Source organism: Leptothrix discophora (genome assembly GCF_030705305.1).
Lineage (GTDB): Bacteria > Pseudomonadota > Gammaproteobacteria > Burkholderiales > Burkholderiaceae_C > Sphaerotilus > Sphaerotilus discophorus.
The window spans coordinates 292749-319723 of the sequence record NZ_JAUZEE010000006.1; the positions used below are offsets into that span (position 1 = coordinate 292749).

The following is a 26975-nucleotide window of genomic DNA, read 5'->3' on the forward strand; positions in this document are numbered from 1 at the left end:
GTTCATTTCTCCAGGGTGGCCTTCTTGATGATGACGGGTTCGTTGGGCACGTTCTGATGCATGCCGCGGTTGCCGGTGGGCACGGCGCGGATCTTGTCGACCACGTCCATGCCTTCGACGACCTTGCCGAAGACGGCGTAGCCGTTGCCGTCCTGCGAGTTCGGCTGGTCGAGGAAGTTGTTGTCCTTGACGTTGATGAAGAACTGGGCGGTTGCCGAGTCCGGCACCATCGTGCGGGCCATCGCGATGGTGCCGCGCGCGTTGGACAGGCCGTTGCGGCTCTCCAGCGGGATCGCGGGCTTGGTCGCCTTCTCCTTCATGCCGGGCTCCATGCCACCGCCCTGGATCATGAAGTTCGGGATCACGCGGTGGAAGATCGTGCCGTCGTAGTGGCCGCTCTTGACGTAGCCGAGGTAGTTCTCGACGGTCTTCGGTGCCTTGGCGGCGTCGAGCTCGACCACGATGTCGCCCATCGTGGTCGACAGCCGGACCTTCTGCGCGAGGGCGAGGCCACTCATCGCAAGGCCCAGGGTGATGGCGGCCGCGCCGCGGGCCAGGGTGGCCAGTTTCATTCGAGGACTCCTTCGGAAAAGATGCGCCATTGTCCGCTCTCACGCGTCCAGTACTGGCGCCGCATCAGCCCGTGCGTGCTGCCGCGCAGCCGTTCACGGAAGGTCACGACCAGCATCTCGTGCGGGTCGTTCCAGCTCAGCACGCTGAGCTCGTCGAGCTCGCGTTCGCGGCCCTGCCCGGCACGGGATTCGGCCTGCAGGCGCTCGCGCCACGCATCGTAGCCATCCTCGCCGTTGTCGAAGTGCATCGAGTACATCGCCATCAGCCCGCCCAGGTCGCTGTGCATGCGGGCCCGCCGCCAGCTCTCGACCAGGCCCAGCGCGGTCTGGCGCTGGGCCATCAGCGCACGCGGCGCGACCCACTCCAGCCGCTCGGCCACGATCACCGGCGTGTGACGCGGCGCGAGCAGCCTGAGCCAGCGCGACAGGTCGTCGTTGGCCATGACGATGCAGCCATTGGTCGACAGCGGCGCGCGGGCGTACTGGCCGGTCGGCGTGCCGTGGATCCAGATGTTGGCGCCGGTGCGGCCGAGGTGGCGGTCGAGGTCGTTGGGGTAGTTCAGCGGCAGCGCGCCGGCGCCATAGAAGTCGCCCAGCTGGCCGCCGTCGAGGTGGCTGGTGATGCTGTAGATGCCCAGCGGCGTGCGCTGGTCGCCCTCGCTGCGCTTGCCGGTGCCGCGGCTGCCGATCGAGACATAGTGGTGGCCGACGAGGCGTGGCGTGCCGGCCTGGTTCTCGATCACGTAGAGCCGGGCGCGCGAGGTGTCGACGGCCACCACGTGGCGCACGCTGCCCGACAGCTGCAGCACCTGGCTCGGCCAGCTGCCCGGCGCGGGCGGGTCACGCAGCGCCTGCAGCCGCAGCACGGCCTCGCGGCGCAGCGCCTGGGCCTGGGGACTGGTCTGGGCCGGCGTGCCGGCCGGTGTCAGGTCGCCGGTCGAGGCCAGCAGCAGGTCGCCGTAGACGAGTTGCCCCAGCGCGAACTGCGGCACGTCGCGCACCAGGGACTCGATCGCTGCCAGGGCCTGCGGCAGGCGGGCCTCGCCGATCAGTCGGTAGACGGCGATCAGGCGCGCCTCGGGTGCCTCGCCACGGTGGCGCAGCGGCTCGTCGTCGACCTCCTGTCGGGTGGCCTCGAAGGGCAGGGCCGCCGTGTTCGTCGCCGTGCGGGCGTTGGCATCGACGGGCGCCCGGTCGTCCGTTGCCCGGCCGCGCGCCCACACCGCCGACAGGCCTGCGGCGAGCAGCAGCAGCGAGCCGAGCGCCACCCACAGCAGGCGCTGCAGAGGGATCGGCGTGGACGTCGCGGGGATGTCGGAAGCGGGCGTGGGCACGTCGGATGCGGAAGGGGTGGGCGGGAGCGCGGGAGCCTGGGATCCGGCCGTGCCGGGGGTGGTGGATGAGGCTACGTCGGACGCGGCAGCAGGCCCCGCGGCCACGCGCGACGGTCCCGGCGCCGAGGCTGGCGGACCGGCGATCGTCGCCGTCGTGGTGGTCCACGGCAAGGCCAGCGGCGGAGCGTCCGATCGTGCCGTGCCGAGCGCCCGGTCGTAGGCCTGGCGGGCCATCTGCGCATGCAAGAGTTGCAGCAGTTCGTAGGCCCGCGCATGGGCCGCGCTGGTGCGCAGCGCCGCTTCAAGATGGGACCGCGCGGCCGCAGCGTCCTGGTCCTGGATCGCCAGCGTCGCGAGGTTCATCTCGGGCTCGGGACGTTGCGGCCAGCGCCGCGCCAGGTCTTCCAGGCGGGCCCTCGCCAGGTCGCGCTGGCCGCTGCGTGCCAGGGCCACGGCGGCATCGACTTCGGCCATCAGCGGATCGTCGGACGCGGCAGGCGATCGGACCGGTGCAGGGACCGTGGGGGGTGTGTCGGCCGCCATCGCGGCGTGCGCGCCGCAGCCCAGCAGCAGGGCCAGGACGACCTCTCGCAGGACGGTCACGAGACCGGTGCGGAGGTGTCCGATGACCTCAGGCGGCAGGTCGTGCATCAGTCGACGGCCCTGAGACAAACGACGTGCCGCGAGGGCTGGCGGAGGGGCGGCACAGGGCTCACGTCAGGGGGTCCAGGGCTATACTGATTTGATTCTAGGGGAGGCTGTGCAAGGGCCTGATCAGGCCCTTGCCGTGGGCGACCGAGGGGAGTGCGACACGCCGTTGTCAAGCCTGCTCCCCCGTGTTCGAGTGGGTCTTGACGGCCTGTCGAGGGCCCTCCCCGCATCGATGTCTCTTAATCGCGAAGCGCCCGGAGTTGCGTCGTTCTATGCGCCTACACAACAGCCTGACCCGCGCGGTCGAAACCTTTGAACCGCAGGAGCCGGGCCATGTCCGCATGTACGTCTGCGGCATGACGATCTATGACCTGTGCCACATCGGCCATGCCCGCATGATGATGGCCTTCGACGTGGTCTACCGCTGGCTGCGCGCCAGCGGCTACCGCGTCACCTACGTGCGCAACATCACCGACATCGACGACAAGATCATCCGTCGCGCGACCGAGCGTGGCATCACGATCCGGCAGCTGACCGACGAGATGATCGCGGCCATGCACCAGGACATCGGCGCGCTGGGCATCGAGCGCCCGACCCACGAGCCGCGCGCGACCGAGTACGTGCCGCAGATGCTCGACCTGATCGGCCGCCTGCAGGACAAGGGCTTGGCCTATCGCAGCGGTACCGGCGACATGAACTACGCGGTGCGTCGCTTCGAGGGCTACGGCAAGCTGTCGGGCAAGTCGCTCGACCAGCTGCGCGCCGGCGAGCGCGTGGCCGTCAACGACGGCAAGGACGACCCGCTCGACTTCGCGCTGTGGAAGTCGGCCAAGCCCGAGGAGCCGGCCGACGTGAAGTACGACAGCCCCTTCGGCGTCGGCCGTCCGGGCTGGCACATCGAGTGCTCGGCCATGAGCTGCGCCCTGCTCGGCGAACAGTTCGACATCCACGGCGGTGGCCTGGACCTGCAGTTCCCTCACCACGAGAACGAGATCGCCCAGACCGAAGGCGCAACCGGCAGGCCCTGGGTGCGCTACTGGATGCACAACGGCTTCCTGAACGTCGACAACGAGAAGATGTCGAAGTCGCTCGGCAACTTCTTCACCATCCGCGACGTGCTCAAGAGCTACGACGGCGAGACGGTGCGCTTCTTCATGCTGCGCGTGCACTACCGCAGCCCGTTCAACTTCAGCGATGCCGGACTGGACGATGCGCGCAATGCACTGACCCGTCTCTACACGGCGCTCGACGGCGTCGAAGGCCTGGACGTCGGCATCGCCGATGCGGCCGCGATCGACTGGAACCTGCCTGCTGCCGCGCGCTTCAAGGCCGCGATGGACGACGACTTCAACACGCCCATCGCGGTGTCGGTGCTCTTCGACCTCGCCGGCGAGGTCAACCGCACCCGGGACCGCGCCACCGCGACGCAGCTGCGTCAGCTCGCCGGCGTGCTCGGCGTGCTTCAGCAGGCCCCGCGGGCCTATCTGCAGGGCGGTGCGTCGTCCGGCCTGGACGAGGTCGCGATCGCCGGCCAGATCGAGGCCCGCAAGGCCGCCAAGGCCGCGCGCAACTTCGCCGAGGCCGACCGCATCCGCGACAGCCTTGCGGCGCAGGGCGTGATCCTCAAGGACACCCCGCAGGGCACGACCTGGGTCAAGGCTTGAGCGCCCCGATGAGCACGCCTGCGGCCCTGGCGCTGGTCACGCCCGACTATTGGGACGAGGCCTGCAAGCACCTGATGAAGCGCGACCGGGTCATGAAGAAGCTGATCCCGCGCTTCGGCGAGGCCCGCCTGCAAAGCCGCGGCGACGCGTTCACGACGCTGGCCCGCTCGATCGTCGGCCAGCAGATCTCGGTCAAGGCGGCGCAGTCGGTCTGGCTGCGCTTCCTGGCGCTGGGCGCCGCAGCCGACGCGCCGCTGCAGCCGGGCTGGGTCATCGACCTGGGCGTCGAGACCATGCGCTCGGCCGGCCTGTCGGCCCGCAAGTGCGACTACCTCCGCGACCTGGCCCAGCACTTCATCGACGGCGCGGTGCATGAGACGCACTGGTCGGCGATGGACGACGAGGCCATCATCGATGAGCTGGTGGCGATCCGCGGCATCGGTCGCTGGACCGCCGAGATGTTCCTCATCTTCCACCTGATGCGCCCCAACGTGCTGCCGCTGGACGACCTCGGCCTGATCAAGGGCATCAGCCTGAACTACTTCAGCGGCGAGCCGGTCTCGCGGGCCGAGGCGCGCGAGGTCGGCGATGCCTGGGCACCCTTCCGATCGGTTGCGACCTGGTACGTCTGGCGCAGCCTGGATCCCTTGCCGGTGGAGTACTGATCTACACTGCCAACCCCATTTCTAGCCACGTGCTGGCCCGACAAATGCTAGTGACCTCGCCAGGCAACGTGCTTGTCCCAGGCCCCGGGCCCTTGTCGAACCAGCCACAGGAAAGGCGCTCATGAGCAAACGACACTTCCTCGAATTCGAGCAACCCATCGCCGAACTCGAGACCAAGATCGAAGAGCTGCGCTACGTGCAGAACGAGTCTGCGGTCGACATATCCGAGGAGATCGACCGGCTCTCCAAGAAGAGCCTGCAGCTCGCCAAGGACATCTACTCGAGCCTCTCGCCCTGGCAGGTCACGCTGATCGCCCGGCATCCCCAGCGGCCCTACACGCTGGACTACATCAACGAGATCTTCACCGACTTCCAGGAACTGCACGGCGACCGCCACTACGCCGACGACCTGTCGATCGTGGGTGGCCTGGCCCGATTCAACGGGCAGCCCTGCATGGTGCTAGGCCACCAGAAGGGCCGCGACACCAAGGAGCGCGCCGCCCGCAACTTTGGCATGTCGCGTCCCGAGGGTTACCGCAAGGCCCTGCGCCTGATGAAGCTGGCCGAGAAGTTCGGCCTGCCGGTCTTCACCTTCGTCGACACGCCCGGCGCCTATCCCGGCATCGGTGCCGAGGAGCGCGGCCAGTCCGAGGCCATCGGCCGCAACATCTTCGAGATGGCGCAGCTGGAAGTGCCGATCATCACGACCATCATCGGCGAAGGCGGGTCCGGCGGCGCGCTTGCCATCAGCGTGGCCGACCAGGTGCTGATGCTGCAGTTCTCGGTCTACTCGGTGATCTCGCCCGAAGGCTGCGCGTCCATCCTCTGGAAGACGTCCGAGCGCGCCAGCGATGCGGCCGAAGCCCTGGGCATCACCGCGCACCGCCTGAAGGCACTGTCACTGATCGACAAGATCGTCAACGAGCCGGTCGGTGGCGCTCACCGCGACCCGAAGGCCATGGCGGCGTCGCTCAAGCGCGGCCTCAACGATGCGCTGCGTCAGGTCTCGGACCTGAAGACCCGCGAACTGCTGAACCAGCGCTATGCGCGCCTGCAGTCCTACGGCCGCTACAACGACACCAAGTCCTGACAGGGCCTCGGCCCTTGCCCTCGACGGCCGTCCCGGCATGACCGGGCCGGCCGTTTCGCCGTTCTGGCCATGAATCCGATCCATGACCCTGGCCGATCGTCGTCGGCAGCACCACCGGTCGTTCGGCGCGATGACCTGGCCGCGCTGCCGATGCTGGCCGGCCACACGCGTGTCGCGGTGGCCTACAGCGGCGGGCACGACTCGACCGTGCTGATGCACGCGACCTGCCTGTGGGCGGCGGCACGGGGCGCGCAGGTGCACGCTCTCCATGTCCAGCATGGCCTGAGCCCGCATGCGGCGCATTGGGAGGCGCACTGCGCGGCGCAGGTCGACGGCTGGACTCGCATCGCGCGGGTCAGCCTGCACATCCGACGCCTGGCGCTGGTCGTGCCGCCCGGTGCCAGCCTTGAGGCCCATGCGCGCGCCGCGCGCTATGCGGCGCTGGCCGACATGGCGCGCGAGGCCGGCTGCGACACCGTGCTGCTGGCGCATCACCTCGATGACCAGGTCGAGACCTTCCTGCTGCAGGCGCTGCGCGGCGCCGGTCCGGCCGGCCTGTCGGCCATGCCGGTCGACATCCGGCGCGACGGGCTGCGCTGGGTCCGGCCCTGGCTGGACCGGCCGCGGGTCGAGCTGGCGGCGCATCGGGAGGCTCACGGATTGAGCCACATCGAGGACGACAGCAACGCCGACCCCCGCCTGGCCCGCAACCGCCTGCGGCTGTTGGTGCTGCCGGCCTTGCGCGCGGCCTTCCCGCAGGCCGACGAGACCCTGAGCGCGTGCGTGCGCCAGGTCCAGGACGCGCGGGTCTGCGTCGATGCGCTGGCACGCATCGACCTCGAAGGCCTGCGGGATGTCGACGGCGGGCCGGCCTTGTCGGTGTCGCAGCTCCTGGAGCTGGCGCCGGCGCGGCAACGCCATGCGCTGCGGCGATGGCTGATCGAGCGCAGTGGTCACGCACCGAGCCAGGCGCTGCTGATGCGCCTGTCGACCGAGGTCGAGCATGCACCCGATGGCCGCTGGCAGGGCCGTGGCGGCTTGGTGCATGCGCATCGCGGGCGGCTGGCCTGGGTCGCCGAGACGGGTCGTTGCCCGGCTCCGCCGACTTGCCGTGTCTCGCTGCGGCCGGGTCGGCATCCGGTGCCGGACTGGGGTGGCGTGCTCGTGATCGAGCCCGTGCTGCGGGGCGGCATTTCCCAGGTGGGCGGTGACATGGTCGAACTGCGGCCGCGTCAGGGCGGCGAGCAGTTCCAGTCGCATCCGCAGGGTGTGCCGAGGTCCTTGAAGAAGCAGTTCCAGGATGCGGGCGTGCCGTCCTGGGCGCGCGCGGCGCCGCTGGTGTGGCGAGACGGCCTGCTGGTGCAGGTCGAGGGACTCGGCGTCGATGCCCGTGCCCGGGTGCGCGATGGCGAGCCTCAGTGGTCGCTGCGCTGGGAGGCTGGCGAGCAGGCGGTCGCAGGTCGTTAAAATATCTGGTTCTCCGCACGGCAGTCGTGCCGGAGCATCCTTTCATCAACCGACATGGCCTTGATCGTTCACAAGTACGGCGGCACATCGATGGGCTCGCCCGAGCGCATCCGCAACGTCGCCAAGCGCGTCGCCAAGTGGGCGCGTGCCGGCCACCAGATGGTGGTCGTGCCCTCCGCGATGAGCGGCGAAACCAACCGCCTGCTGGGCTTGGCCAAGGAGGTCTCGCCGGCCGTCCAGACGCCGGCCGTGCTGCGCGAACTCGACATGATCGCCTGCACCGGCGAGCAGGTCTCCGTGGGCCTGCTGGCGCTGGCGCTGCAGGCCGAAGGCATGGAAGCCATCAGCTACAACGGCTGGCAGGTGCCCATCAAGACCGACCAGGCCTACACCAAGGCCCGCATCGAGAGCATCGACGACAGCCGCGTGCGCGCCGACCTGGCCGCTGGCCGCGTGGTTGTCATCACCGGCTTCCAGGGCATCGACGGCGACGGCAACGTGACCACGCTGGGTCGCGGCGGCTCGGACACCTCGGCGGTCGCGGTCGCGGCGGCGATGAAGGCCGACGAGTGCCTGATCTACACCGATGTCGACGGCGTCTACACCACCGATCCGCGCGTCGTGCCCGAGGCGCGCCGGCTGCACACCGTCAGCTTCGAGGAGATGCTGGAGATGGCCAGCCTGGGCTCCAAGGTGCTGCAGATCCGTTCGGTCGAGTTCGCGGGCAAGTACCGCGTGCCGATGCGCGTGCTGTCGAGCTTCACCCCGTGGGACATCGCCATCGAGGAAGAAGCCAAGTCGGGCACGCTGATCACTTTCGAGGAAGACGAGAAGATGGAACAAGCCGTTGTGTCGGGCATCGCGTTCAACCGCGACGAAGCCAAGATTTCCGTGATGGGCGTGCCGGACAAGCCGGGCATCGCCTACAGCATCCTGGGCAAGGTTGCCGATGCCAACATCGACGTGGACGTGATCATCCAGAACGTCTCGCACGACGGTCGCACCGACTTCTCGTTCACGGTCCACCGCAACGACTTCCAGCGCACCGTCGACCTGCTGAACAAGGACGTCGTGCCGGCCCTGGGCGCCAAGGAAGTCGTGGGCGACACCAAGATCTGCAAGGTCTCGATCGTCGGCATCGGCATGCGATCGCACGCCGGCGTGGCCAGCACGATGTTCCGCGCGCTGAGCGAAGAGGGCATCAACATCCAGATGATCACGACCAGCGAGATCAAGACCTCCGTCGTGATCGACGAGAAGTACATGGAGCTGGCGGTGCGCGCGCTGCACAAGGCCTTCGATCTCGACCAGCCGAACGCCTGATCGACACCGCACGGATCTCCGTTGATCCGTGCTGGCTTGCGAGTTTTGACGCGCCGATTCTGGTTTGAAGTGCCGGGGGCTGGTACCGGAAGGGATTCCGGCTATACTCCCGCTTCTTCGGAGACGTGACCGAGTGGCCGAAGGTGCTCCCCTGCTAAGGGAGTATGCGCCAAAAGCGCATCGAGGGTTCGAATCCCTCCGTCTCCGCCAAGACCTGCCGATCTGGCTGGAAGAATTGGCCGAATGAGCCTCCGCCCTGCGGAGGCTTTTTTCGTTCTGGCGTCGAATATCTCGCGAGATATCGCGGCCCTTGCGGACTTTGTGGTGGTCCCTGACGGGAAGGCTGCGACGGCGGGGTGGCGATTAGCCTTCGCCTGCCGCGAAGGCACAATTGACGACCTTCGATGGGCCCGCCTTCGACCGCATGCGACGATGACGGTCTCGTTGCTGACCGGGCCCCGGGCAGCCTTCCATGCGCTTCGATCTCGTCACGCTCAACCTCGTGCTGGCCATCGCCGAAACCCGCAGCATCACGCGCGGCGCGCAGCGTGAACACCTCGCGCTGGCCGCTGCAAGCAAGCGCTTGAGCGATCTGGAGTCGCGCCTGGGCGTGCAGCTGTTCGAGCGCCGCGCCCGCGGCATCGAGCCGACCTCGGCCGGTCAGGCGCTGGTGCGGCACATCCGCTCGCTGCATGCCAGCCTGCATGCGCTGGAGGAAGAGGTCGCCGAATACGCCGACGGTGTGCGCGGCACGCTGCGCATCGTGGCCAATTCCTCGGCCATCGCCGAATGCCTGCCGCCCGACCTCGCGGCCTTCTCGCAGGCCCATCCGGGCGTGCAGGTGAGCCTCGAGGACGAGACCAGCACGCAGGTGCAGCGCGCGGTGCTGCAGGGTCAGGCCGACGTCGGCATCTTCGTGCCGCCGGTGATCGAGAGCGGCTTGCGGACCTGGCTCTACCGCCACGGCGAGCTGTCGGTGATCGCCCCGCGCACCCATCCGCTGGCACGGTGTGCGTCCTTGAAGCTGGCCGACCTGCTTGACGTGGACTTTGTCGGCCTGCACGTTGGCGCGGCCGCGCAGGACATCATCCTTGCCGAGGCGGCCGCGCAGGGCCGCAGCCTGAAGGCGCGGCTGCAGGTCCGCGGCTTCGATGCGATCGCGCAGCTGGTCGCGGCCGGACTGGGCGTGGCGATCATGCCCACCGGTGTCGCGCAGCGGCTGTCGCAGGCCTACGCGATCGGGCTGGTCGCGCTCGACGAGGCCTGGGCGCGGCGCGACTACCTGGTCGCGGTGCGTGCGCAGGAGGTCCTGCCCGCCGTCACCCGTCGTTTCGTGGACCTGCTGCGCCAGGGCGCGCCCGGATCCGACGCTCCCCTTGCCAGCGACGTCGCCAGCGCGTCGTCGCCCCCTTCCACCTCCCCTTGAACCGCCCGACAGGAGCTGCCATGACCGGACGCACCCTCTACGACAAGCTGTGGGACGAACACGTCGTCCACACCGAGGAAGACGGCACCGCCGTGCTCTACATCGACCGCCACCTGGTTCATGAGGTGACCAGCCCGCAGGCCTTCGAGGGGCTGCGGCTGGCCGGACGCAAGGTCTGGCGCGTCAGCTCGGTGGTGGCCACGGCCGACCACAACACGCCGACGACCGGCTGGGAGCAGGGCTACGACGGCATCGCCGATCCGATCAGCAAGTTGCAGATCCAGACCCTGGACAGCAACATCCGGGAGTTCGGCGCGGCGGCCTATTTCCCGTTCATGGACCAGCGCCAGGGCATCGTGCACGTGATCGGCCCGGAGAACGGCGCGACCCTGCCGGGCATGACCGTCGTCTGTGGCGACAGCCACACCAGCACGCACGGCGCCTTCGGTGCGCTGGCGCATGGCATCGGCACCAGCGAGGTCGAGCACGTCATGGCCACGCAGACGCTGCTGGCCAAGAAGGCGAAGAACATGCTGGTCAAGGTCGAGGGCTGGCTGTCGCCGGGCCTGACGGCCAAGGACATCGTGCTGGCCATCATCGGCCGCATCGGTACCGCCGGCGGCACCGGCTACACGATCGAGTTCGGCGGCAGCGCCATCCGCGCATTGAGCATGGAAGGCCGCATGACGGTCTGCAACATGGCCATCGAGGCCGGTGCCCGTGCCGGCCTGGTGGCGGTTGACGAGACCACGCTGGCCTACGTCAAGGGTCGTCCGTTCGCGCCCAAGGGCGTCGAGTGGGATCAGGCCGTGAGCCACTGGCGCACGCTGCACAGCGATGCCGACGCGGTCTTCGACGTGGTCGTCGAGCTGGACGCCGCGCAGATCCGCCCGCAGGTCACCTGGGGCACCAGCCCGGAGATGGTGCTGGCGATCGACGAGCGCGTGCCCGATCCCGACAAGGAGAAGGACGACGTCAAGCGCTCGGCCATCGAGCGGGCGCTGACGTACATGGGCCTGGAGCCGAACAAGGCGATCGCCGACGTGCGCATCGACAAGGTCTTCATCGGCTCGTGTACCAACAGCCGCATCGAGGACATCCGCGAGGCTGCCGCCGTGGTACGTCGCATCGGCGGCCGCGTGGCCGGCAACGTCAAGCTCGCGATGGTCGTGCCGGGCTCGGGCCTGGTGAAGGCGCAGGCCGAGGCCGAGGGCCTGCACGAGGTCTTCCGTGCCGCAGGTTTCGAATGGCGCGAGCCGGGCTGTTCCATGTGCCTGGCGATGAACGCCGACCGGCTCGAGCCGGGCGAGCGCTGCGCCTCGACCAGCAACCGCAACTTCGAGGGCCGTCAGGGGGCTGGTGGCCGCACCCACCTGGTCAGCCCGGCCATGGCCGCTGCCGCCGCCATGAACGGCCACTTCGTTGACATCCGCCGCATCGTCTGAGCGAGGAACACCATGCAAGCCTTCACCGTGCTCAAGGGCCTGGTCGCCCCGATGGACCGTGCCAACGTCGACACCGACGCGATCATCCCGAAGCAGTTCCTGAAGTCGATCGCCCGGACCGGCTTCGGTCCCAACCTGTTCGATGAGTGGCGCTACCTCGACAAGGGCGAGCCGGGCCAGGACCCGGCCAGCCGCAAGCCCAATCCCGACTTCGTGCTGAACCAGCCGCGCTACCAGGGCGCCTCGGTGCTGCTGGCGCGCGAGAACTTCGGTTGCGGTTCGAGCCGCGAACATGCGCCGTGGGCGCTGGATCAGTACGGTTTCCGTGCCGTCATCGCGCCGAGCTACGCCGACATCTTCTTCAACAACTGCTTCAAGAACGGCCTGCTGCCGATCGTGCTGCCGGAGTCGGTCGTCGCGCGTCTGTTTGACGAGGTGCACGGCTTCGTCGGCTACCAGCTGACGGTCGACCTGCCGCGCCAGGTCGTGGTCAAGCCCGATGGCACCGAGATCCCTTTTGACGTGCAGCCCTTCCGCAAGTACTGCCTGGTCAATGGCTTCGACGACATCGGCCTGACGCTGCGTCATGCCGACAAGATCCGCAGCTACGAGGCCGAGCGGCTGGCGCGCATGCCTTGGCTGGCGCAACGCGCGCTGTGAGCGGCGCGGCGCGCGTCCCGAACACCCACTCCTGAAAGCATCCCCATGAAGATTGCCATCCTGCCGGGCGACGGCATCGGCACCGAGATCGTCGCCGAGGCGGTCAAGGTCCTGAAGGTCCTGGACCTGTCCTTCGAGATGGAGGCCGCGCTGGTCGGCGGTGCCGCCTACGAGGCGCATGGCCACCCGCTGCCCGAGTCGACGCTGAACCTGGCGAAGGCCGCCGATGCGGTGCTGTTCGGTGCCGTCGGCGACTGGAAGTACGACAAGCTCGAACGGGCGCTGCGCCCGGAGCAGGCCATCCTGGGCCTGCGCAAGAACCTGGGCCTGTTCGCCAACTTCCGTCCGGCGATCTGCTACGAGCAGCTCACGCACGCGTCGAGCCTGAAGCCGGAGCTGGTCGCGGGCCTGGACATCCTGATCATCCGCGAGCTGACCGGCGACATCTACTTCGGCCAGCCGCGTGGCCGCCGCACCGCCGTCGACGGCCTGTTCCCGGGTGCCGAGGAAGCCTTCGACACGATGCGCTACAGCCGCCCCGAGGTCGAGCGCATCGCCCACGTGGCCTTCCAGGCCGCGCGCCGGCGCAACAAGCGCGTGACCAGCGTCGACAAGGCCAACGTGCTCGAGACCTTCCAGTTCTGGAAGGACATCATGATCGAGGTCGGCCAGCAGTACCCGGACGTCGCGCTGGATCACATGTACGTCGACAACGCGGCGATGCAGCTGGTCAAGGCGCCGAAGAAGTTCGACGTGGTCGTCACCGGCAACATGTTCGGCGACATCCTGTCGGACGAGGCCGCGATGCTCACCGGCTCGATCGGCATGCTGCCCTCGGCGTCGCTGAACGACCGCAACCAGGGCCTCTACGAGCCCAGCCACGGCAGCGCGCCGGACATTGCCGGTCAGGGTGTTGCAAACCCGCTGGCTACAATCCTGTCCGCTGCCATGATGCTCCGCTACTCCCTCAACCAGCCCGAAGCTGCCGACCGGATCGAATCCGCGGTCAGCGCCGTCCTGTCCACCGGTCTGCGCACCGGCGACATCTGGTCCGAAGGCACGCAGCGGGTCGGCACGCGGGAGATGGGCGACGCCGTTGTCGCGGCCCTGGTCGGCAACACCAGCGGCAAAACCATTACCACGATGACCAAGAGCTAGTCAGCTCCGGATCGTCTCGCCCCCACACCTGGACCCCGGCGAAGCGAGCCGGGGAATACGGGGGTCCGGAAATCAACTGAAAGGCTAAGGAAATGGCACTCGTAGGATTGGTCGGCTGGCGTGGCATGGTCGGCTCGGTCTTGATGGACCGCATGCAGGCGGAAGGCGACTTCGACCTGTTCGAGCCGATGTTCTTCTCGACCAGCAATGCCGGCGGCCCTGCCCCGGCGATGGCGAAGAACGAGACGAAGCTGCAGGACGCGTTCGACATCGACGCGCTCAAGCGCTGCGAGATCATCATCACCGCGCAAGGCGGCGACTACACCTCCGACGTCTTCCCCAAGCTGCGTGCGGCAGGCTGGAACGGCCACTGGATCGACGCCGCCTCGACGCTGCGCATGAAGGATGACGCCGTCATCATCCTGGACCCGGTCAACATGCCGGTGATCAAGGACGCGCTGGCCAAGGGTGGTCGCAACTGGGTGGGTGGCAACTGCACCGTCAGCTGCATGCTGATGGGCGTGGGCGCGCTCTACAAGGCCGGTCTGGTCGAGTGGATGAGCACCCAGACCTACCAGGCCGCATCGGGCGGCGGTGCGCAGCACATGCGCGAGCTGCTGACGCAGTTCGGCACGCTCAATGCCGAGGTCCGCTCCCTGCTGGACGACCCCAAGAGCGCCATCCTCGAGATCGACCGCAAGATCATCGCCAGGCAGCGTGCGCTGACCGAGGCCGAGACCGCCAACTTCGGCGTGCCGCTGGGCGGTTCGCTGATCCCCTGGATCGACAAGGACCTCGGCAACGGCACCTCCCGCGAAGAGTGGAAGGGCATGGCCGAGACCAACAAGATCCTCGGCCAGGGCGACGGCTTCAGCGCGCCGGCGATCCCGGTCGACGGCTTCTGCGTGCGCATCGGCGCGATGCGCTGCCACAGCCAGGCGCTGACCTTCAAGCTCAAGCGTGACGTGCCGCTGGCCGACATCGAGGCCATGATCGCCGCCGACAACGCCTGGGTGAATGTCGTGCCGAACACCCGCGAGGCGACCGTGCGTGACCTGACGCCGGTGGCCGTGACCGGCACGCTGACCATCCCGGTCGGTCGTCTGCGCAAGATGGCGATGGGCCCGGAGTATCTCGGCGCCTTCACCATCGGCGACCAGTTGCTCTGGGGTGCGGCCGAGCCGCTGCGCCGCATGCTCCGCATCCTGCTGGACGCCTGATCGCCAGACGCCGGCCCTGCGGCGTCTGGTCCTGCGCGTCTGATCCGGGGCGACATACCCGGCGACCGTCCCGGGTCGTCGCGTCCCGGAATACCCGTCTGACGACCGGACATCACCGTCGTTGTCGACCGACAACGACGGTTACAACAACCTGCACATTCCTCCGTGCGTTGCAGAACATCAGGCAATGCATGAGCTTGTCTTTGTATCTGCTTGATGTTATTGTGTTTTCAGGGATTTTGAGTGGTCGGCTTGGTGGTTGAAGGAAGGCTGTGCAGCAGCCTTGCGGGTGAAGACCAGGGTTCTGGATGACGCCAGGGTGGGCCGCTCGAAGACCGACACCACGTACGTTTGACGCACTTTTGCTCGACCTGAAGCGCCGGTTTGTGCGCGAGCCAAGCTGGGGCATGGGAGAAGCCTTGAAAACCGATATGTCTGGCACGGGGCGAATCGCTCTGAAGCAGGTGGCGGCCGCCGTCGCCCTGTCCGCATTGCTCGCGGGCGCGCCGTCGGCCTGGGCCTTGAGCCTGGGACGATTGACGGTGCAGTCCGCATTGGGGGAGGGATTGCGGGCGGAGATCGACGTCACCAGCCTGACGCCCGAAGAGGCGGCGAACCTGCGTGTGCGCATCGCGCCACCGGATGCCTACCGCATCGCCGGCGTCGACTACAACCCGGTGCTGCCGCAGACCTCCGTCGCGCTGCAGCGCCGGCCGGATGGCTCGGCCTTCCTGCGCATCTCCAGCAACCAGTCGGTGCAGGAACCGTTCGTCGACGTGATCCTAGAACTGTCCTGGTCGAGCGGTCGCCTGCTGCGTGAATACACGCTGCTGTTCGACCCGCCCGCCACCGCGAAGGCGCCGTCCGCGCCCGCTCCGGCAGTCGCTGCTGCACCGCCGGTGGCCACGCCGGCACCGGTCGCCGTCGTGCCTGCCGTTCCGGTGGCGCCGCCTGCTCCCGCCCTGGCCGCCGCGCCCGAGCCCGCACCCGCACCCGCACCCGCGCCGGTGGCGAACGCGCCTGCTGTCGAATCCGCACCGACCGCGCCCGCCGCCGCGCTCGGCAAGGGCGAACTGGCCGTTCGCAACAAGGGCAAGGCGCGTGCCGACGTTGCTGCCGCTCCTGCTGCGCCAGCGCCAGCCGCGTCCGATGCGGCGGCCGCCGAGCTCAAGGTCCGTTCGGGCGACACGCTGTCGTCGATCGCCCGCAAGGTCCAGCCCACCGGTGTCTCGCTCGACCAGATGCTGGTCGGCCTGTACCAGGGCAACCCGCAGGCCTTCGTCGGCAACAACATGAACCGCCTGCGTTCGGGCGTGATCCTGAATGTGCCGGCCGGCGAACAGCTGTCGACCATCGACCCGCAGGAAGCGCGTCGCGTGATCGTTGCCCAGAGCAGCGACTTCAACGCCTACCGCCAGCGCCTGGCTGCTGTCGTTCCGGCGCCTGCCACCGATGCTGCGCCGGCCCGCCAGGGCAGCGGCAAGGTGACCGCCGAGGTCCAGGACCAGAAGCAGGCCGCCGCGCCGCAGCAGGACCGCCTCAAGCTCGACAAGGGCAAACCGGCCGATGGCAAGACCCAAGTCGCGTCGGCCGAGGACAAGATCGCCGCCGATCGCGCCGCCAAGGAAGCCAGCGCCCGCGCCAGCGAACTGGCCCGCAACGTCGAGGAACTGAAGAAGCTGCAGGCCGCCTCGGCTGCGGTGCCTGCCGCTCCGGCGCCGACGCCGGCCGTGGCCTCCGCACCGGCTCTGCCGACGCCGGCCTTGCCGGTGGCCAAGCCGGCTGAGCCGGTGGCGGCTCCGGCGGTCGATCCGGTGGTGGCGTCCGCGCCGGCTGCCGAGGCCGTCGCATCGGCGCCGTCTGCCGCAGATGCCGCGCTCGCCGCCGCTTCGGCCGCGATGTCCGGCGCTGTCGAGGCAGCCAGTGCACCGGCATCCGCCGTGCCGCCTGCACCGATCGCCGCCGACGAGCCTTCGCTGATCGACAGCCTGTCCGAGAACCCCTGGGTGCTGCCGGGCGCTGGCGTGGTCATCGCGCTGCTGGCCGGCCTGGGCTACTACCGGCTGCGTGGCCGCAACAAGGAAGACGCCGGCGTGACCTCCTTCCTGGAGAGCCGCCTTCAGCCGGACTCGTTCTTCGGTGCCAGCGGTGGGCAGCGCGTCGACACGCGCGATGCCAACGGCGCGCCGTCGTCGATGAGCTATTCGCTGAGCCAGATCGATGCCATCGGTGACGTCGACCCGGTTGCCGAGGCCGACGTCTACCTGGCCTACGGTCGTGACCTGCAGGCCGAGGAGATCCTGAAGGAGGCGATGCGCGCCAACCCGGATCGCCTGGCCATCCGCACCAAGCTGCTGGAGGTCTACGCCAAGCGCCGCGACACGAAGGGCTATGAACTGCTGGCCGGCGAGCTCTACGGCCTGACCGGCGGCCAGGGCGAGGACTGGACCCGTGCGCAGGAACTCGGTCGATCGATCGATCCGGACAATCCGCTCTACGAGCCGGGCGGCCAGCCGGGCATCGGCAGCACGGCCGAGGCCGGCGGCGGCGAGATGCTGGGCGCGAGCACGATGCCGCAGTCGATCGTGCCGTCGCCCTCGCGCTTCGAGCACAGCGTGCCGGACCTCGACCTCAGCGCCGACCCGCTGGGCACGCCGAGCGCAGCGGTGGACCTCGACATCTCGGTGCCCGCCGCGATGGACGATCCGCGCCCGGCCTCGTCGGTGTCCAACACCTTCCCGAGCGTGCCAGCAGCCTTTGGCAGCGGCCCGGCGGCCTTCGACAGCCGTCCGTCCGGTGACGACTTCCAGGGCAGCGCCAGCCTCGATTTCGAGCTGGATGACCTGCCCCGCAACGCCCCGGCGGCTGCGCCGAGCCCGACGATCGACCTGGCCGACCTGTCGCTGGACCTCGATGCACCGCTCAGCCGTCCGGGTTCGATCCCGGCGCCGCTGAACGTCGAGGCCTACGACAGTGGCGTGGGCGACGACGGCTCCGACCCGCTGGCGCGCAAGCTGGAGCTGGCCGAGGAGTTCAACCAGATCGGCGACTACGAAGGCGCTCGCGACCTGCTGCAGGAAGTGATCGACAACGCCGACGGCACCCTGCGCGCCAAGGCGCAGGCCATGCTCGACAAGCTCGCCTGAGCCTGTCCATGAAGTTCCGCATCCGATGACCGTCACCACCAGGGGCTCGGTGCCGTGCGACTCGCGCTCGGCCTGAGCTACCGGGGCACCGCCTACAGGGGCTGGCAGAGCCAGCAGGGCGGTGGCACGGTGCAGGATGCGCTCGAAGCGGCCCTCGGCCGCTTCGCCGCTTGTGAGGTCCGCACCCTCTGCGCCGGCCGGACCGACGCGGGCGTTCACGCGCTGAACCAGGTCGTCCACCTGGACACCGACCGTGATCGCGAGAACTACGCCTGGGTGCGCGGCACCAACACCTTCCTGCCGCCGGACATCGCGGTGCAGTGGTGCCGGCGCGTGCCGGATCACTTTCACGCCCGCAACGGCGCGCGTGGTCGGCGCTACGTCTACCTGCTGCTGGAGTCGCCGGTGCGCCCGGCGATCGAGTCCGGCCAGCTCGGCTGGACCTTCCGCCCGCTGGACGGCGCGCGTCTGCGTGCGGCGGCCGATGTGCTGGTCGGCGAGCATGATTTCTCGGCCTTCCGCTCGTCGGAATGCCAGGCGCTGTCGCCGGTCAAGCAGCTGCGCGAGATCTCGATCCGCCGCCAGGGCGCGATCTGGCGGCTGGAATTCGAGGGATCGGCCTTCCTGCACCACATGGTCCGCAACATCATGGGCTGCCTGATCACGGTGGCCAGTGGCAGGCGCGAGCCCAGCTGGCTGGCCGGCGTGCTGGCCTCGCGCGACCGCAAGCTGGCCTCTCCGACCTTCATGCCCGACGGGCTGCATTTCATGGGCCCGCGATACGATGTCGAGCTGGCCGTGCCCGAGCGCACGCCTGCCTTCGACGCGCTGCCCGCCGACACCGCCGTCCTGTCCTACTGATCGATGCCATCGATGCCGCCGCTGTCCCCGTCCCTGTCCCCGCCTGCCCGCACCCGCATCAAGATCTGCGGCCTGACCCGCTCCGAGGATGTCGATGCGGCCGTCGCCGCCGGTGCCGACGCGATCGGCTTCGTCTTCTACGCCCGCAGCCCCCGAGCGGTGACGCCCGGTCAGGCGGCCGAACTGGCGCGTCGCCTGCCGCCCTTCGTGACGCCGGTGGGCCTGTTCGTCAACGCCCCGCCGGCCGAGATCGCCGATGCCTGCGAGCGCATCCCGACGCTGCTGCTCCAGTTCCACGGCGACGAGACCGCCGACCAGTGCGACGCGGCGGGACGTCCCTACCTGCGGGCGGCCAGGGTGGCGCCGGGGTTCGACTTGCTAAACTTCGCCCGCTCCTTTCCCGCTGCCCAGGCCCTGCTCCTGGACGCCCATGTCGAGGGCTACGGGGGAGGTGGAAAGGTCTTCGATTGGTCGCTCATTCCCGCCGACGCCCCCGCTCCGGTCGTTTTGTCTGGTGGGTTGAATCCTGCAAACGTGACCGATGGGATCGCCCGCGTCCGGCCCTGTGCCGTTGACGTGAGTTCGGGCGTCGAGGTCGCCAAGGGCATCAAGGACGCCGTCCTGATGCGCCGCTTCTGCGAGGCGGTTCGCGTGGCCGATGCCCGGCTCGCCGCCGCGACGCCGGCCGGTCCCGCCGCCTGAACCTGACCACTGCCCCCGAGGTGCCGCGTCCGGCGCCTCATCCGCATCCTGCCGCGCGTCACGCTCGCGCGGCGCTCCCGCGAGAGAGAGACACCATGTTCGACTACCAGCAACCCGACGCCCGTGGGCACTTCGGGATCTACGGCGGCAGCTTCGTTGCCGAGACGCTCAGCCAGGCCATCGACGAACTGCGTGCAGCCTACGAGCACTACAAGAACGACCCGGCATTCCAGGCCGAATACCGCCGCGAGCTGGCCCATTTCGTCGGCCGGCCCAGCCCGGTCTACCACGCCGACCGGCTGAGCCGCGAGATCGGCGGCGCGCAGATCTTCCTCAAGCGCGAGGACCTCAACCACACCGGCGCCCACAAGGTGAACAACACCATCGGCCAGGCCCTTCTGGCCAGGCGCATGGGCAAGCCACGCGTGATCGCCGAGACCGGTGCCGGCCAACACGGCGTGGCAACCGCGACGATCTGCGCCCGCTACGGCCTCGAATGCGTCGTCTACATGGGCAGCGAGGACGTCAAGCGCCAAAGCCCGAACGTCTACCGCATGCACCTGCTGGGCGCGCGCGTGGTGCCGGTCGAGTCCGGCAGCAAGACGCTGAAGGACGCGCTCAACGAGGCCATGCGCGACTGGGTCACGAACGTCGAGAACACCTTCTACATCATCGGCACCGTGGCCGGCCCGCATCCCTACCCGGCGATGGTGCGCGACTTCCAGCGCGTCATCGGCGACGAGTGCCTGGTGCAGATGCCCGAGATGATCGGTCGCCAGCCCGATGCCGTGATCGCCTGCGTCGGCGGCGGCAGCAACGCGATGGGCATCTTCTACCCCTACATCCCGCACGAGCAGGTCCGACTGATCGGTGTCGAGGCGGCCGGCGAGGGCCTGGAGTCGGGCCGCCATTCGGCCTCGCTGCAACGCGGCACGCCGGGCGTGCTGCATGGCAACCGCACCTACGTGCTGCAGGATGCGGACGGCCAGATCACCGAGACGCACTCGGTCTCGGCCGGCCTGGACTACCCCGGCGTCGGCCCCGAGCATGCCTTCCTCAAGGACATCGGCCGCGCCGAGTACGTCGGCATCACCGATGCCGAGGCGCTGTCGGCCTTCCACCGCCTGTGCCGCACCGAGGGCATCATCCCGGCGCTTGAGTCCAGCCACGCCGTGGCCCACGCGATGAAGCTGGCCGCGACGATGCGGCCCGACCAGCACATCCTGGTCAACCTGTCCGGCCGCGGCGACAAGGACATCGGCACCGTTGCCGACCTGTCGGGCGCCGATTTCTACTGTCGACCGTCGTGTCGCGGCCAGTCCGTCAAGGGCCAGGCCGCTGCCGAGCAGGCGATCGACTTCTCCCGTGGAGCCGCACGATGAACCGCATCGCCGCCACCTTCGAGCGCCTGCGCGCGCAAGGCCGCAAGGCCCTGATCCCCTACGTCACTGCCGGTGATCCGTATGCCGACGTGACGGTCGAGCTGATGCACGGCATGGCCGCAGCCGGCGCCGACGTGATCGAGCTGGGCGTGCCGTTCTCGGACCCGATGGCCGACGGCCCCGTCATCCAGCGCGCCAGCGAGCGCGCGCTGGCTCGTGGCATCAGCACCGCCCGGGTGCTGGACATGGTGCGCGATTTCCGCAGCACCGACACCCGCACGCCGGTCGTGCTGATGGGCTACGCCAACCCGATCGAGCGCTACGGCCAGGACCGATTCGTCGACGACGCGCAAGCCGCCGGCGTCGACGGCGTGCTGGTGGTGGACTACCCGCCGCAGGAATGCGAGGCCTTCGCCACCCGGCTGCGCGCCGCTGGCATGGACCCGATCTTCCTGCTGGCGCCGACTTCGACCGACGCGCGCATGGCCGATGTCGGCCGCATCGCCACCGGCTACGTCTACTACGTCTCGCTCAAGGGCGTGACCGGCGCGGGCAACCTCGACACCGATGCGGTCGCCGCGATGGTGCCGCGCATCCGCCAGCATGTCGGCGTGCCGGTGGGGGTCGGATTCGGCATCCGCGACGCCCAGACCGCGATCGCCGTCGCCCGGGTTTCGGACGCCGTCGTGATCGGTTCCCGTATCATCCAGTTGATCCAGGATGCCCCGCGTGAGCAGGTCGTCTCTGCCGCTTCCGGCTTCGTCGCCGAGATCCGCGCGGCGCTGGACACCCTCCAAACGCCGCAAGGAGCAAGCGCATGAGTTGGCTCGACAAGCTGCTGCCGCCCAAGATCCAGCAGACCAATCCGACCGAGCGCCGCTCGGTGCCCGAAGGCCTGTGGGTCAAGTGCCCGTCCTGCGAGACGGTGCTCTACAACACCGACCTGGAGCAGAACGTCAACGTCTGCCCCAAGTGCTCGCACCACCACCGCATCGACGCCCGGGCTCGCCTGGACGCCTTCCTCGATGCCGAAGGGCGCTACGAGGTCGGCCAGGAGGTCGTGCCGGTCGACCCGCTGAAGTTCAAGGACAGCAAGAAGTACCCGGACCGCATCAAGGAGGCCATGGAGGCCACCGGCGAGACCGATGCGCTGGTCGTGATGGGCGGCTCGGTGATGAGCATCCCGCTGGTCGTCGCCTGCTTCGAGTTCGACTTCATGGGCGGCTCGATGGGCTCGGTGGTCGGCGAGCGCTTCGTGCGTGGCGTCGAGACCGCGATCGAGCAGAAGGTGCCCTTCGTGTGCTTCACCGCCACCGGTGGCGCGCGCATGCAGGAAGGCCTGCTGTCGCTGATGCAGATGGCCAAGACCAACGCCGCGCTGACCCGCCTGGCCAAGGCGAAGCTGCCCTACGTCAGCGTGCTGACCGACCCGACCATGGGCGGTGTGTCCGCCAGCTTCGCCTTCGTGGGCGACGTGGTGATGGCCGAGCCCAAGGCGCTGATCGGCTTTGCCGGCCCGCGCGTGATCGAGAACACCGTGCGCGAGAAACTGCCCGAAGGCTTCCAGCGCAGCGAGTTCCTGGTCGAGAAGGGTGCGCTGGACATGATCGTCGACCGCCGCCAGCTGCGCTCGACCATTGCCCGTGTGCTGGCGATGCTGCAGCGCCAGAGCGCCGACGCGGTCGCCTGACCGAGGCCTGAGCCAGCCCTGCGGCTGGCATGAACCGGGGGCGTCGCGAGGCGCCCTTGTCTTTTTTGGGGTGGCACCGTCCGCGCCACCGTTCCGGAGTTCCCGACCCGATGTACCGCACCCTCGCCGAGTGGCTGTCGCACTGCGAACGCCTGCACCCACGCACCATCGACCTGACGCTCGAGCGGGTCGCCACCGTGGCGCAGCGGCTCGACCTGCGCATCGGCGTGCCGGTCTTCACCGTCGCCGGCACCAACGGCAAGGGCTCGACCTGCGCCATGCTGGAGGCGATCCTGACCCAGGCCGGCTACCGGGTCGGCGTCTACACCTCGCCGCACCTGGTGCACTTCGAGGAACGCCTGCGCGTCAACGGCGAGATCGTCCAGGCCGATGCCCTGCTGGCCGACTTCGAGGCCGTCGAAGCCGCGCGCGACGGCGGCTCGCTGACCTACTTCGAGTTCACCACGCTGGCGCTGCTGCGCCACCTGTCGTCCCAGCCGCTCGACGCGGTCGTGCTGGAGGTCGGCCTCGGCGGCCGGCTCGATGCGGTCAACGTGATCGATGCCGACTGCGCCGTCATCACCAGCATCGACCTCGACCACATGGACTTCCTCGGCCCGGACCGCGAGTCCATCGGCCGCGAGAAGGCCGGCGTGATGTGCGCCGGTCGCCCGGCCATCGTCTCCGACCCGCAGCCGCCGGCCAGCCTGTTGGCGCACGCGGCCGAACTGGGCGTGGACCTGTGGTGCTTCGGTCGCGACTTCAACTACGCCGGCGACCGCCAGCAGTGGTCCTGGAGCGGCCGCGGCCGGCGCTACAACGCGATGGCCTACCCAGCGCTGCGAGGCGCCAACCAGCTGCTCAACGCCTCGGGCGTGCTGGCCGCGCTGGACGCCATGCGAGCGCAGCTGCCGGTGCCGGCCCAGGCCGTGCGCAACGGGCTGGCCATGGTCGAACTGCCGGGGCGCTTCCAGATCGTGCCGGGCCAGCCGACCCTGGTGCTCGACGTCGCCCACAACCCGCACGCCGCCGCCGTGCTGGCGCGCAACCTCGACCAGATGGCCTACCACCCGCGCACCCACGTCGTGCTCGGTGCCATGGCCGACAAGGACATCGCCGGCCTGGTGCAGCCGCTGCTCCCGCTGGTCGACAGCTGGCATTGCACCGACCTCCCGACCGCGCGTGCGGCCCGTGCGGTCGACGTGGCGCAAGCGGTCGACGCGGCCCGCGCAGCGCATCCGTCGGCTTCGGCGCCCCTGCCGGTGGCGACGATCGCCTGCCATGCGGACCCGTCCACGGCCCTGGCCGCGGCCATCGCCGCCGCAGACCCCACGGATAGAATCGTGGTCTTCGGATCGTTCTACACCGTTGGTGGCGTGATCGAGGCCGGATTGCCGCGGCTGGGCAGCGCGCACCTCGGCTGAGCCGCCGCAGCGGTCGGTCCTTGCCGAAGACCCGCTGCGCCGTTCACCTCGCCGGTCTCCAAGCCCCCGACGTTCGCCGCCTGCCTCGTCCCCTGCCAAACGCCCCTCCATGGCGCCTGCCGCTGACGACGGTTCACCCGGATCCACCGCCTGATGCGCCTGCCTTCCTTTCTCCAGCGCCAGCAACCCAACCGACCGGGCGCCGCGTCCGGTCGCGGTGCCGTGCCGCAGGACGATGCCTTGATCGAGCTGCTGCGCGTGCGCGCCCGGCGTCGCCTGATCGGCGCGGCGGTGCTCGTGGTGCTCGCGGTGGTCCTGCTGCCGATGATCTTCGAGTCCAAGCCACGGCCGATGAGCGGCCCGGTGACGATCGAGGTCGCACGACCCGATGGGAACGGCGCTTCGGGTGCCGTCGCGATCGTGCAGGCACCGCCAGCGGCACCACCCGCTCCGGCACCACCCGCTCCGGCGACACCCGCACCCGCTCCTGCTCCCGCACCAGTTGTCCCGGCCTCTCCGGCACCGCCGGTTGTCGCCGAGCCTGACCCGGCCCCGCCGATCGCCCAGCCCTTGCCGGACAAGCCGGTCGCCAAGCCCATCGAGAAGCCGCCCGCCAAGCCGGTGGAGAAGGGGGTCGAGAAGCCTGCAGCGGCGAAAGCCGTCGACAAGCCTGTCGAGAAAACGGTCTCCAGGCCCGACCCCGCCAAGGTTGACACCGGCAAGGCCGATGCGACCCGCTATGCCGTCCAGGTCGGCGCCTTTGCGGAGGCCAACGCGGTGCGCGAGACGCGCGCGCGGCTGGACAAGCTCGGCCTGCGTTCGAGCGTCCAGACCGTCGAGACCGCCAGCGGCACGCGAACCCGCGTGCGGGTCGGTCCGTACGCCTCACGCGAGGAGGCCGACAAGGCCGCTGCCCAGCTGCGCGCCGCCGGCCTGCCCGGCATGATCGTGCCGCAGTGAGGCCGGCCCGATGACGCTGGATGCCTCCTGGGTCGACATCGGCGCGGCGCTGATCCTGCTGCTGTCCATCGTGCTGGGCCTGTTGCGCGGGCTGGTGCACGAGGTCCTGTCGGTGCTGGGCTGGCTGGTCGCCTGGCTGCTGGCCCGCTCGGCCGCCTTGCCGGTCGGTGATTGGCTGGGCTGGGCGCCGCCGGGATCGAGCCTGCGCGTGGGCATCGGCTTCGTGCTGACCTTCGCGCTGGCGATGTTGGCCTGGCGCATCCTCGCCTGGCTGCTGTCCCAGATCATCAAGGCCAGCGTGCTGGCGCCGATAGACCGTGTGCTGGGCGGCCTGTTCGGCCTGCTGCGCGGTGGCCTCATCGTCGTGCTGCTGGTCACGCTGGCGGGTTTCACGCCGCTGGTGCGCAAGCCGTTCTGGCGCGAGTCGGTCTCGGTCGGTGCCGCCCAGGCGGTGCTGGTGGCGCTTGCGCCCATCCTTCCAGGCGACTGGACGAAGCCTTCCAACGGTCGGCCGATGCCCTGAGCGTGGACAATACGGGTTGTCCCGCAGCGGCTTGCCGTCGACCCTCGACGGTGGTGCGCGGGATCCCTTTTTTCGGAGTGAACGATGTGTGGCATCGTCGGGGTGACGTCGAACTCGCCCGTGAATCAACAGATCTATGACGCCCTGCTGCTGCTGCAGCACCGCGGCCAGGATGCCGCCGGCATCGTGACGGCGGTGGGCACCAAGTTCTTCATGCACAAGGCGCGCGGCATGGTCCGCGATGTCTTCCGCACCCGCAACATGCGGGCGCTGCCGGGCACGATGGGTCTGGGCCAGGTGCGCTATCCGACCGCCGGCAACGCCTACAGCGAGGAAGAGGCCCAGCCCTTCTACGTCAACGCGCCCTTCGGCGTCGTGCTGGTCCACAACGGCAACCTGACCAACGCGCACGCGCTCAAGCAGGAGCTGTTCGACGTCGACCGTCGCCACATCAACACCGAGAGCGACACCGAGGTCCTGATCAACATCCTCGCGCACGAGCTCGAACTGGCCGCGCGCGACCAGCCCCTGTCACCGGTGGAGGTCTTCAAGGCCGTCTCCGCCGTGCATCGTCGTGTCAAGGGGTCCTACGCGGTGGTCGCGCTGATCGCCGGCTACGGGCTGCTGGCCTTCCGTGACCCCTATGGCATCCGGCCGCTGTGCCTGGGCTCGCAGGACGGTGCCGCCGGCATCGAGTGGATGGTGGCCAGCGAATCGGTGGCGCTCGAAGGCTCGGGCTTCAAGATGCTGCGCGACGTCGCCCCCGGCGAGGCCGTCTTCATCGACACCAACGGCCAGCTGCATGCCCAGCAGTGCGCAGCCTCGCCGTCGCTGAACCCCTGCGTGTTCGAGTTCGTCTACCTGGCGCGGCCCGACTCGGTGATCGACGGCGTGTCGGTCTACCACGCCCGCCTCAACATGGGCGAGACGCTGGCCCAGCGCGTCATCAACACGATGCCGCCGTCGGACATCGACGTGGTCATCCCGATCCCCGAATCCAGCCGTCCCTCGGCGATGCAGCTGGCGCAGAAGCTGGGCAAGCCCTACCGCGAAGGCTTCGTCAAGAACCGCTACGTCGGTCGCACCTTCATCATGCCGGGGCAGGCTGTGCGCAAGAAGAGCGTGCGCCAGAAGCTCAACGCCATCGGCATGGAGTTCAAGGGCCGCAACGTGCTGCTGGTCGACGACTCCATCGTGCGAGGCACGACCTCCAAGGAGATCGTGCAGATGGCCCGCGAGGCCGGTGCCAACAAGGTCTACATGGCCTCGGCCGCGCCGCCGGTGCGCTACCCGAACGTCTACGGCATCGACATGCCGACCAGCGAGGAGCTGATCGCGCACAACCGCTCGATCGAGGAGATCCGCGCCTACATCGGCTGCGACGCGCTGATCTACCAGGACGTCGATGCGATGAAGCGCGCGGTCGCGGCGCTCAACCCGAAGCTGGCCGGCTTCGAGGCCTCCTGCTTCGACGGCCGCTACATCACCGGCGACGTCAGCGCGGCCGATTTCGAGGCCATGCAAACCCAGCGCAGCAACCAGCCGCAGGACGAGGAAAGCGCCGCCGACCGCGGCCGCCTCGCGCTGCAGAACGCCAGCGAGTGAGCCGAAG

General features: G+C 69.1%; 22 protein-coding genes and 1 tRNA gene. 21 read left to right on the forward strand and 2 right to left on the reverse strand.

Features of this window, described 5'->3' with window-relative positions; all coding sequences use genetic code 11:
- Window positions 1-2 precede the first annotated feature (2 nt).
- Both Q8X39_RS13280 and Q8X39_RS13285 read right to left on the reverse strand, forming a co-directional pair.
- The gene (locus Q8X39_RS13280) at window positions 3-572 is read right to left on the reverse strand and encodes a peptidylprolyl isomerase (RefSeq protein ID WP_407068009.1); all 570 of its coding nucleotides are present in this window, start codon (window positions 570-572) and stop codon (window positions 3-5) included.
- A complete protein-coding gene (locus tag Q8X39_RS13285; protein ID WP_305750155.1) occupies window positions 569-2509 on the reverse strand; it encodes a L,D-transpeptidase family protein in 1941 nt (646 codons plus the stop codon). The genes Q8X39_RS13280 and Q8X39_RS13285 overlap by 4 nt, the downstream gene beginning before the upstream one ends.
- A 320-nt stretch (window positions 2510-2829) precedes the next feature.
- Here Q8X39_RS13285 and cysS point away from each other — a divergent pair, with 320 nt between their 5' ends.
- The 21 genes from cysS (at window position 2830) to purF (ending at window position 26968) form a co-directional block, all read left to right on the forward strand.
- Window positions 2830-4221, forward strand: coding sequence for a cysteine--tRNA ligase (gene cysS / locus Q8X39_RS13290; RefSeq protein ID WP_305750156.1), 1392 nt, complete (start codon window positions 2830-2832; stop codon window positions 4219-4221).
- Between the two features lie 8 nt (window positions 4222-4229).
- Window positions 4230-4886, forward strand: a complete 657-nt coding sequence (locus Q8X39_RS13295; RefSeq protein WP_305750157.1) for a DNA-3-methyladenine glycosylase family protein — start codon at window positions 4230-4232, stop codon at window positions 4884-4886.
- Between the two features lie 121 nt (window positions 4887-5007).
- Window positions 5008-5976, forward strand: a complete 969-nt coding sequence (locus Q8X39_RS13300; RefSeq protein WP_305750158.1) for an acetyl-CoA carboxylase carboxyltransferase subunit alpha — start codon at window positions 5008-5010, stop codon at window positions 5974-5976.
- Window positions 5977-6045: 69 nt separating this feature from the next.
- A complete protein-coding gene (tilS, locus tag Q8X39_RS13305) occupies window positions 6046-7443 on the forward strand; it encodes a tRNA lysidine(34) synthetase TilS (protein WP_305750159.1) in 1398 nt (465 codons plus the stop codon).
- A gap of 54 nt (window positions 7444-7497) precedes the next feature.
- Window positions 7498-8766, forward strand: coding sequence for an aspartate kinase (locus tag Q8X39_RS13310; protein WP_305750160.1), 1269 nt, complete (start codon window positions 7498-7500; stop codon window positions 8764-8766).
- Between the two features lie 119 nt (window positions 8767-8885).
- Window positions 8886-8976, forward strand: a tRNA-Ser gene (locus Q8X39_RS13315).
- 262 nt (window positions 8977-9238) lie between these two features.
- Window positions 9239-10192: a LysR substrate-binding domain-containing protein gene (locus Q8X39_RS13320; RefSeq protein ID WP_305750161.1), complete on the forward strand. Its 954-nt coding sequence runs from the start codon at window positions 9239-9241 to the stop codon at window positions 10190-10192.
- A 20-nt stretch (window positions 10193-10212) separates the two neighbouring features.
- Entirely contained in the window at window positions 10213-11637 is a 1425-nt protein-coding gene (gene leuC / locus Q8X39_RS13325) for a 3-isopropylmalate dehydratase large subunit (protein WP_305750162.1), read from the forward strand.
- Window positions 11638-11649: 12 nt separating this feature from the next.
- Window positions 11650-12297, forward strand: coding sequence for a 3-isopropylmalate dehydratase small subunit (gene leuD, locus Q8X39_RS13330; protein ID WP_305750163.1), 648 nt, complete (start codon window positions 11650-11652; stop codon window positions 12295-12297).
- A 45-nt stretch (window positions 12298-12342) separates the two neighbouring features.
- On the forward strand, window positions 12343-13455 hold the full coding sequence (gene leuB / locus Q8X39_RS13335) for a 3-isopropylmalate dehydrogenase (protein ID WP_305750164.1): 1113 nt from the start codon (window positions 12343-12345) through the stop codon (window positions 13453-13455).
- 92 nt (window positions 13456-13547) lie between these two features.
- On the forward strand, window positions 13548-14675 hold the full coding sequence (asd, locus tag Q8X39_RS13340; RefSeq protein WP_305750165.1) for an aspartate-semialdehyde dehydrogenase: 1128 nt from the start codon (window positions 13548-13550) through the stop codon (window positions 14673-14675).
- Between the two features lie 464 nt (window positions 14676-15139).
- A complete protein-coding gene (locus Q8X39_RS13345) occupies window positions 15140-17821 on the forward strand; it encodes a motility hub landmark protein FimV (RefSeq protein ID WP_305750166.1) in 2682 nt (893 codons plus the stop codon).
- Window positions 17822-17875: 54 nt separating this feature from the next.
- Window positions 17876-18682 (forward strand): tRNA pseudouridine(38-40) synthase TruA, encoded by an 807-nt coding sequence (gene truA / locus Q8X39_RS13350; protein ID WP_305750167.1) that lies wholly within the window; start codon window positions 17876-17878, stop codon window positions 18680-18682.
- 3 nt (window positions 18683-18685) lie between these two features.
- A complete protein-coding gene (locus tag Q8X39_RS13355; protein ID WP_407068010.1) occupies window positions 18686-19384 on the forward strand; it encodes a phosphoribosylanthranilate isomerase in 699 nt (232 codons plus the stop codon).
- Between the two features lie 95 nt (window positions 19385-19479).
- A complete protein-coding gene (trpB, locus tag Q8X39_RS13360) occupies window positions 19480-20766 on the forward strand; it encodes a tryptophan synthase subunit beta (RefSeq protein ID WP_305750169.1) in 1287 nt (428 codons plus the stop codon).
- Window positions 20763-21587 carry a tryptophan synthase subunit alpha gene (gene trpA / locus Q8X39_RS13365; RefSeq protein WP_305750170.1) on the forward strand — a complete coding sequence of 275 codons (825 nt, stop codon included), beginning with the start codon at window positions 20763-20765 and terminating at the stop codon, window positions 21585-21587. Before trpB ends, trpA begins: the two co-directional genes overlap by 4 nt.
- Window positions 21584-22456, forward strand: a complete 873-nt coding sequence (gene accD, locus Q8X39_RS13370) for an acetyl-CoA carboxylase, carboxyltransferase subunit beta (RefSeq protein ID WP_305750171.1) — start codon at window positions 21584-21586, stop codon at window positions 22454-22456. Before trpA ends, accD begins: the two co-directional genes overlap by 4 nt.
- Before the next feature lie 110 nt (window positions 22457-22566).
- Complete coding sequence (gene folC / locus Q8X39_RS13375) at window positions 22567-23880, forward strand: bifunctional tetrahydrofolate synthase/dihydrofolate synthase (protein ID WP_305750172.1); 1314 nt, start codon at window positions 22567-22569, stop codon at window positions 23878-23880.
- 153 nt (window positions 23881-24033) lie between these two features.
- The gene (locus Q8X39_RS13380) at window positions 24034-24840 is read left to right on the forward strand and encodes an SPOR domain-containing protein (protein WP_305750173.1); all 807 of its coding nucleotides are present in this window, start codon (window positions 24034-24036) and stop codon (window positions 24838-24840) included.
- 10 nt (window positions 24841-24850) lie between these two features.
- A complete protein-coding gene (locus tag Q8X39_RS13385) occupies window positions 24851-25363 on the forward strand; it encodes a CvpA family protein (protein ID WP_305750174.1) in 513 nt (170 codons plus the stop codon).
- A gap of 84 nt (window positions 25364-25447) precedes the next feature.
- A complete protein-coding gene (gene purF, locus Q8X39_RS13390; RefSeq protein WP_305750175.1) occupies window positions 25448-26968 on the forward strand; it encodes an amidophosphoribosyltransferase in 1521 nt (506 codons plus the stop codon).
- Window positions 26969-26975 lie beyond the last annotated feature (7 nt).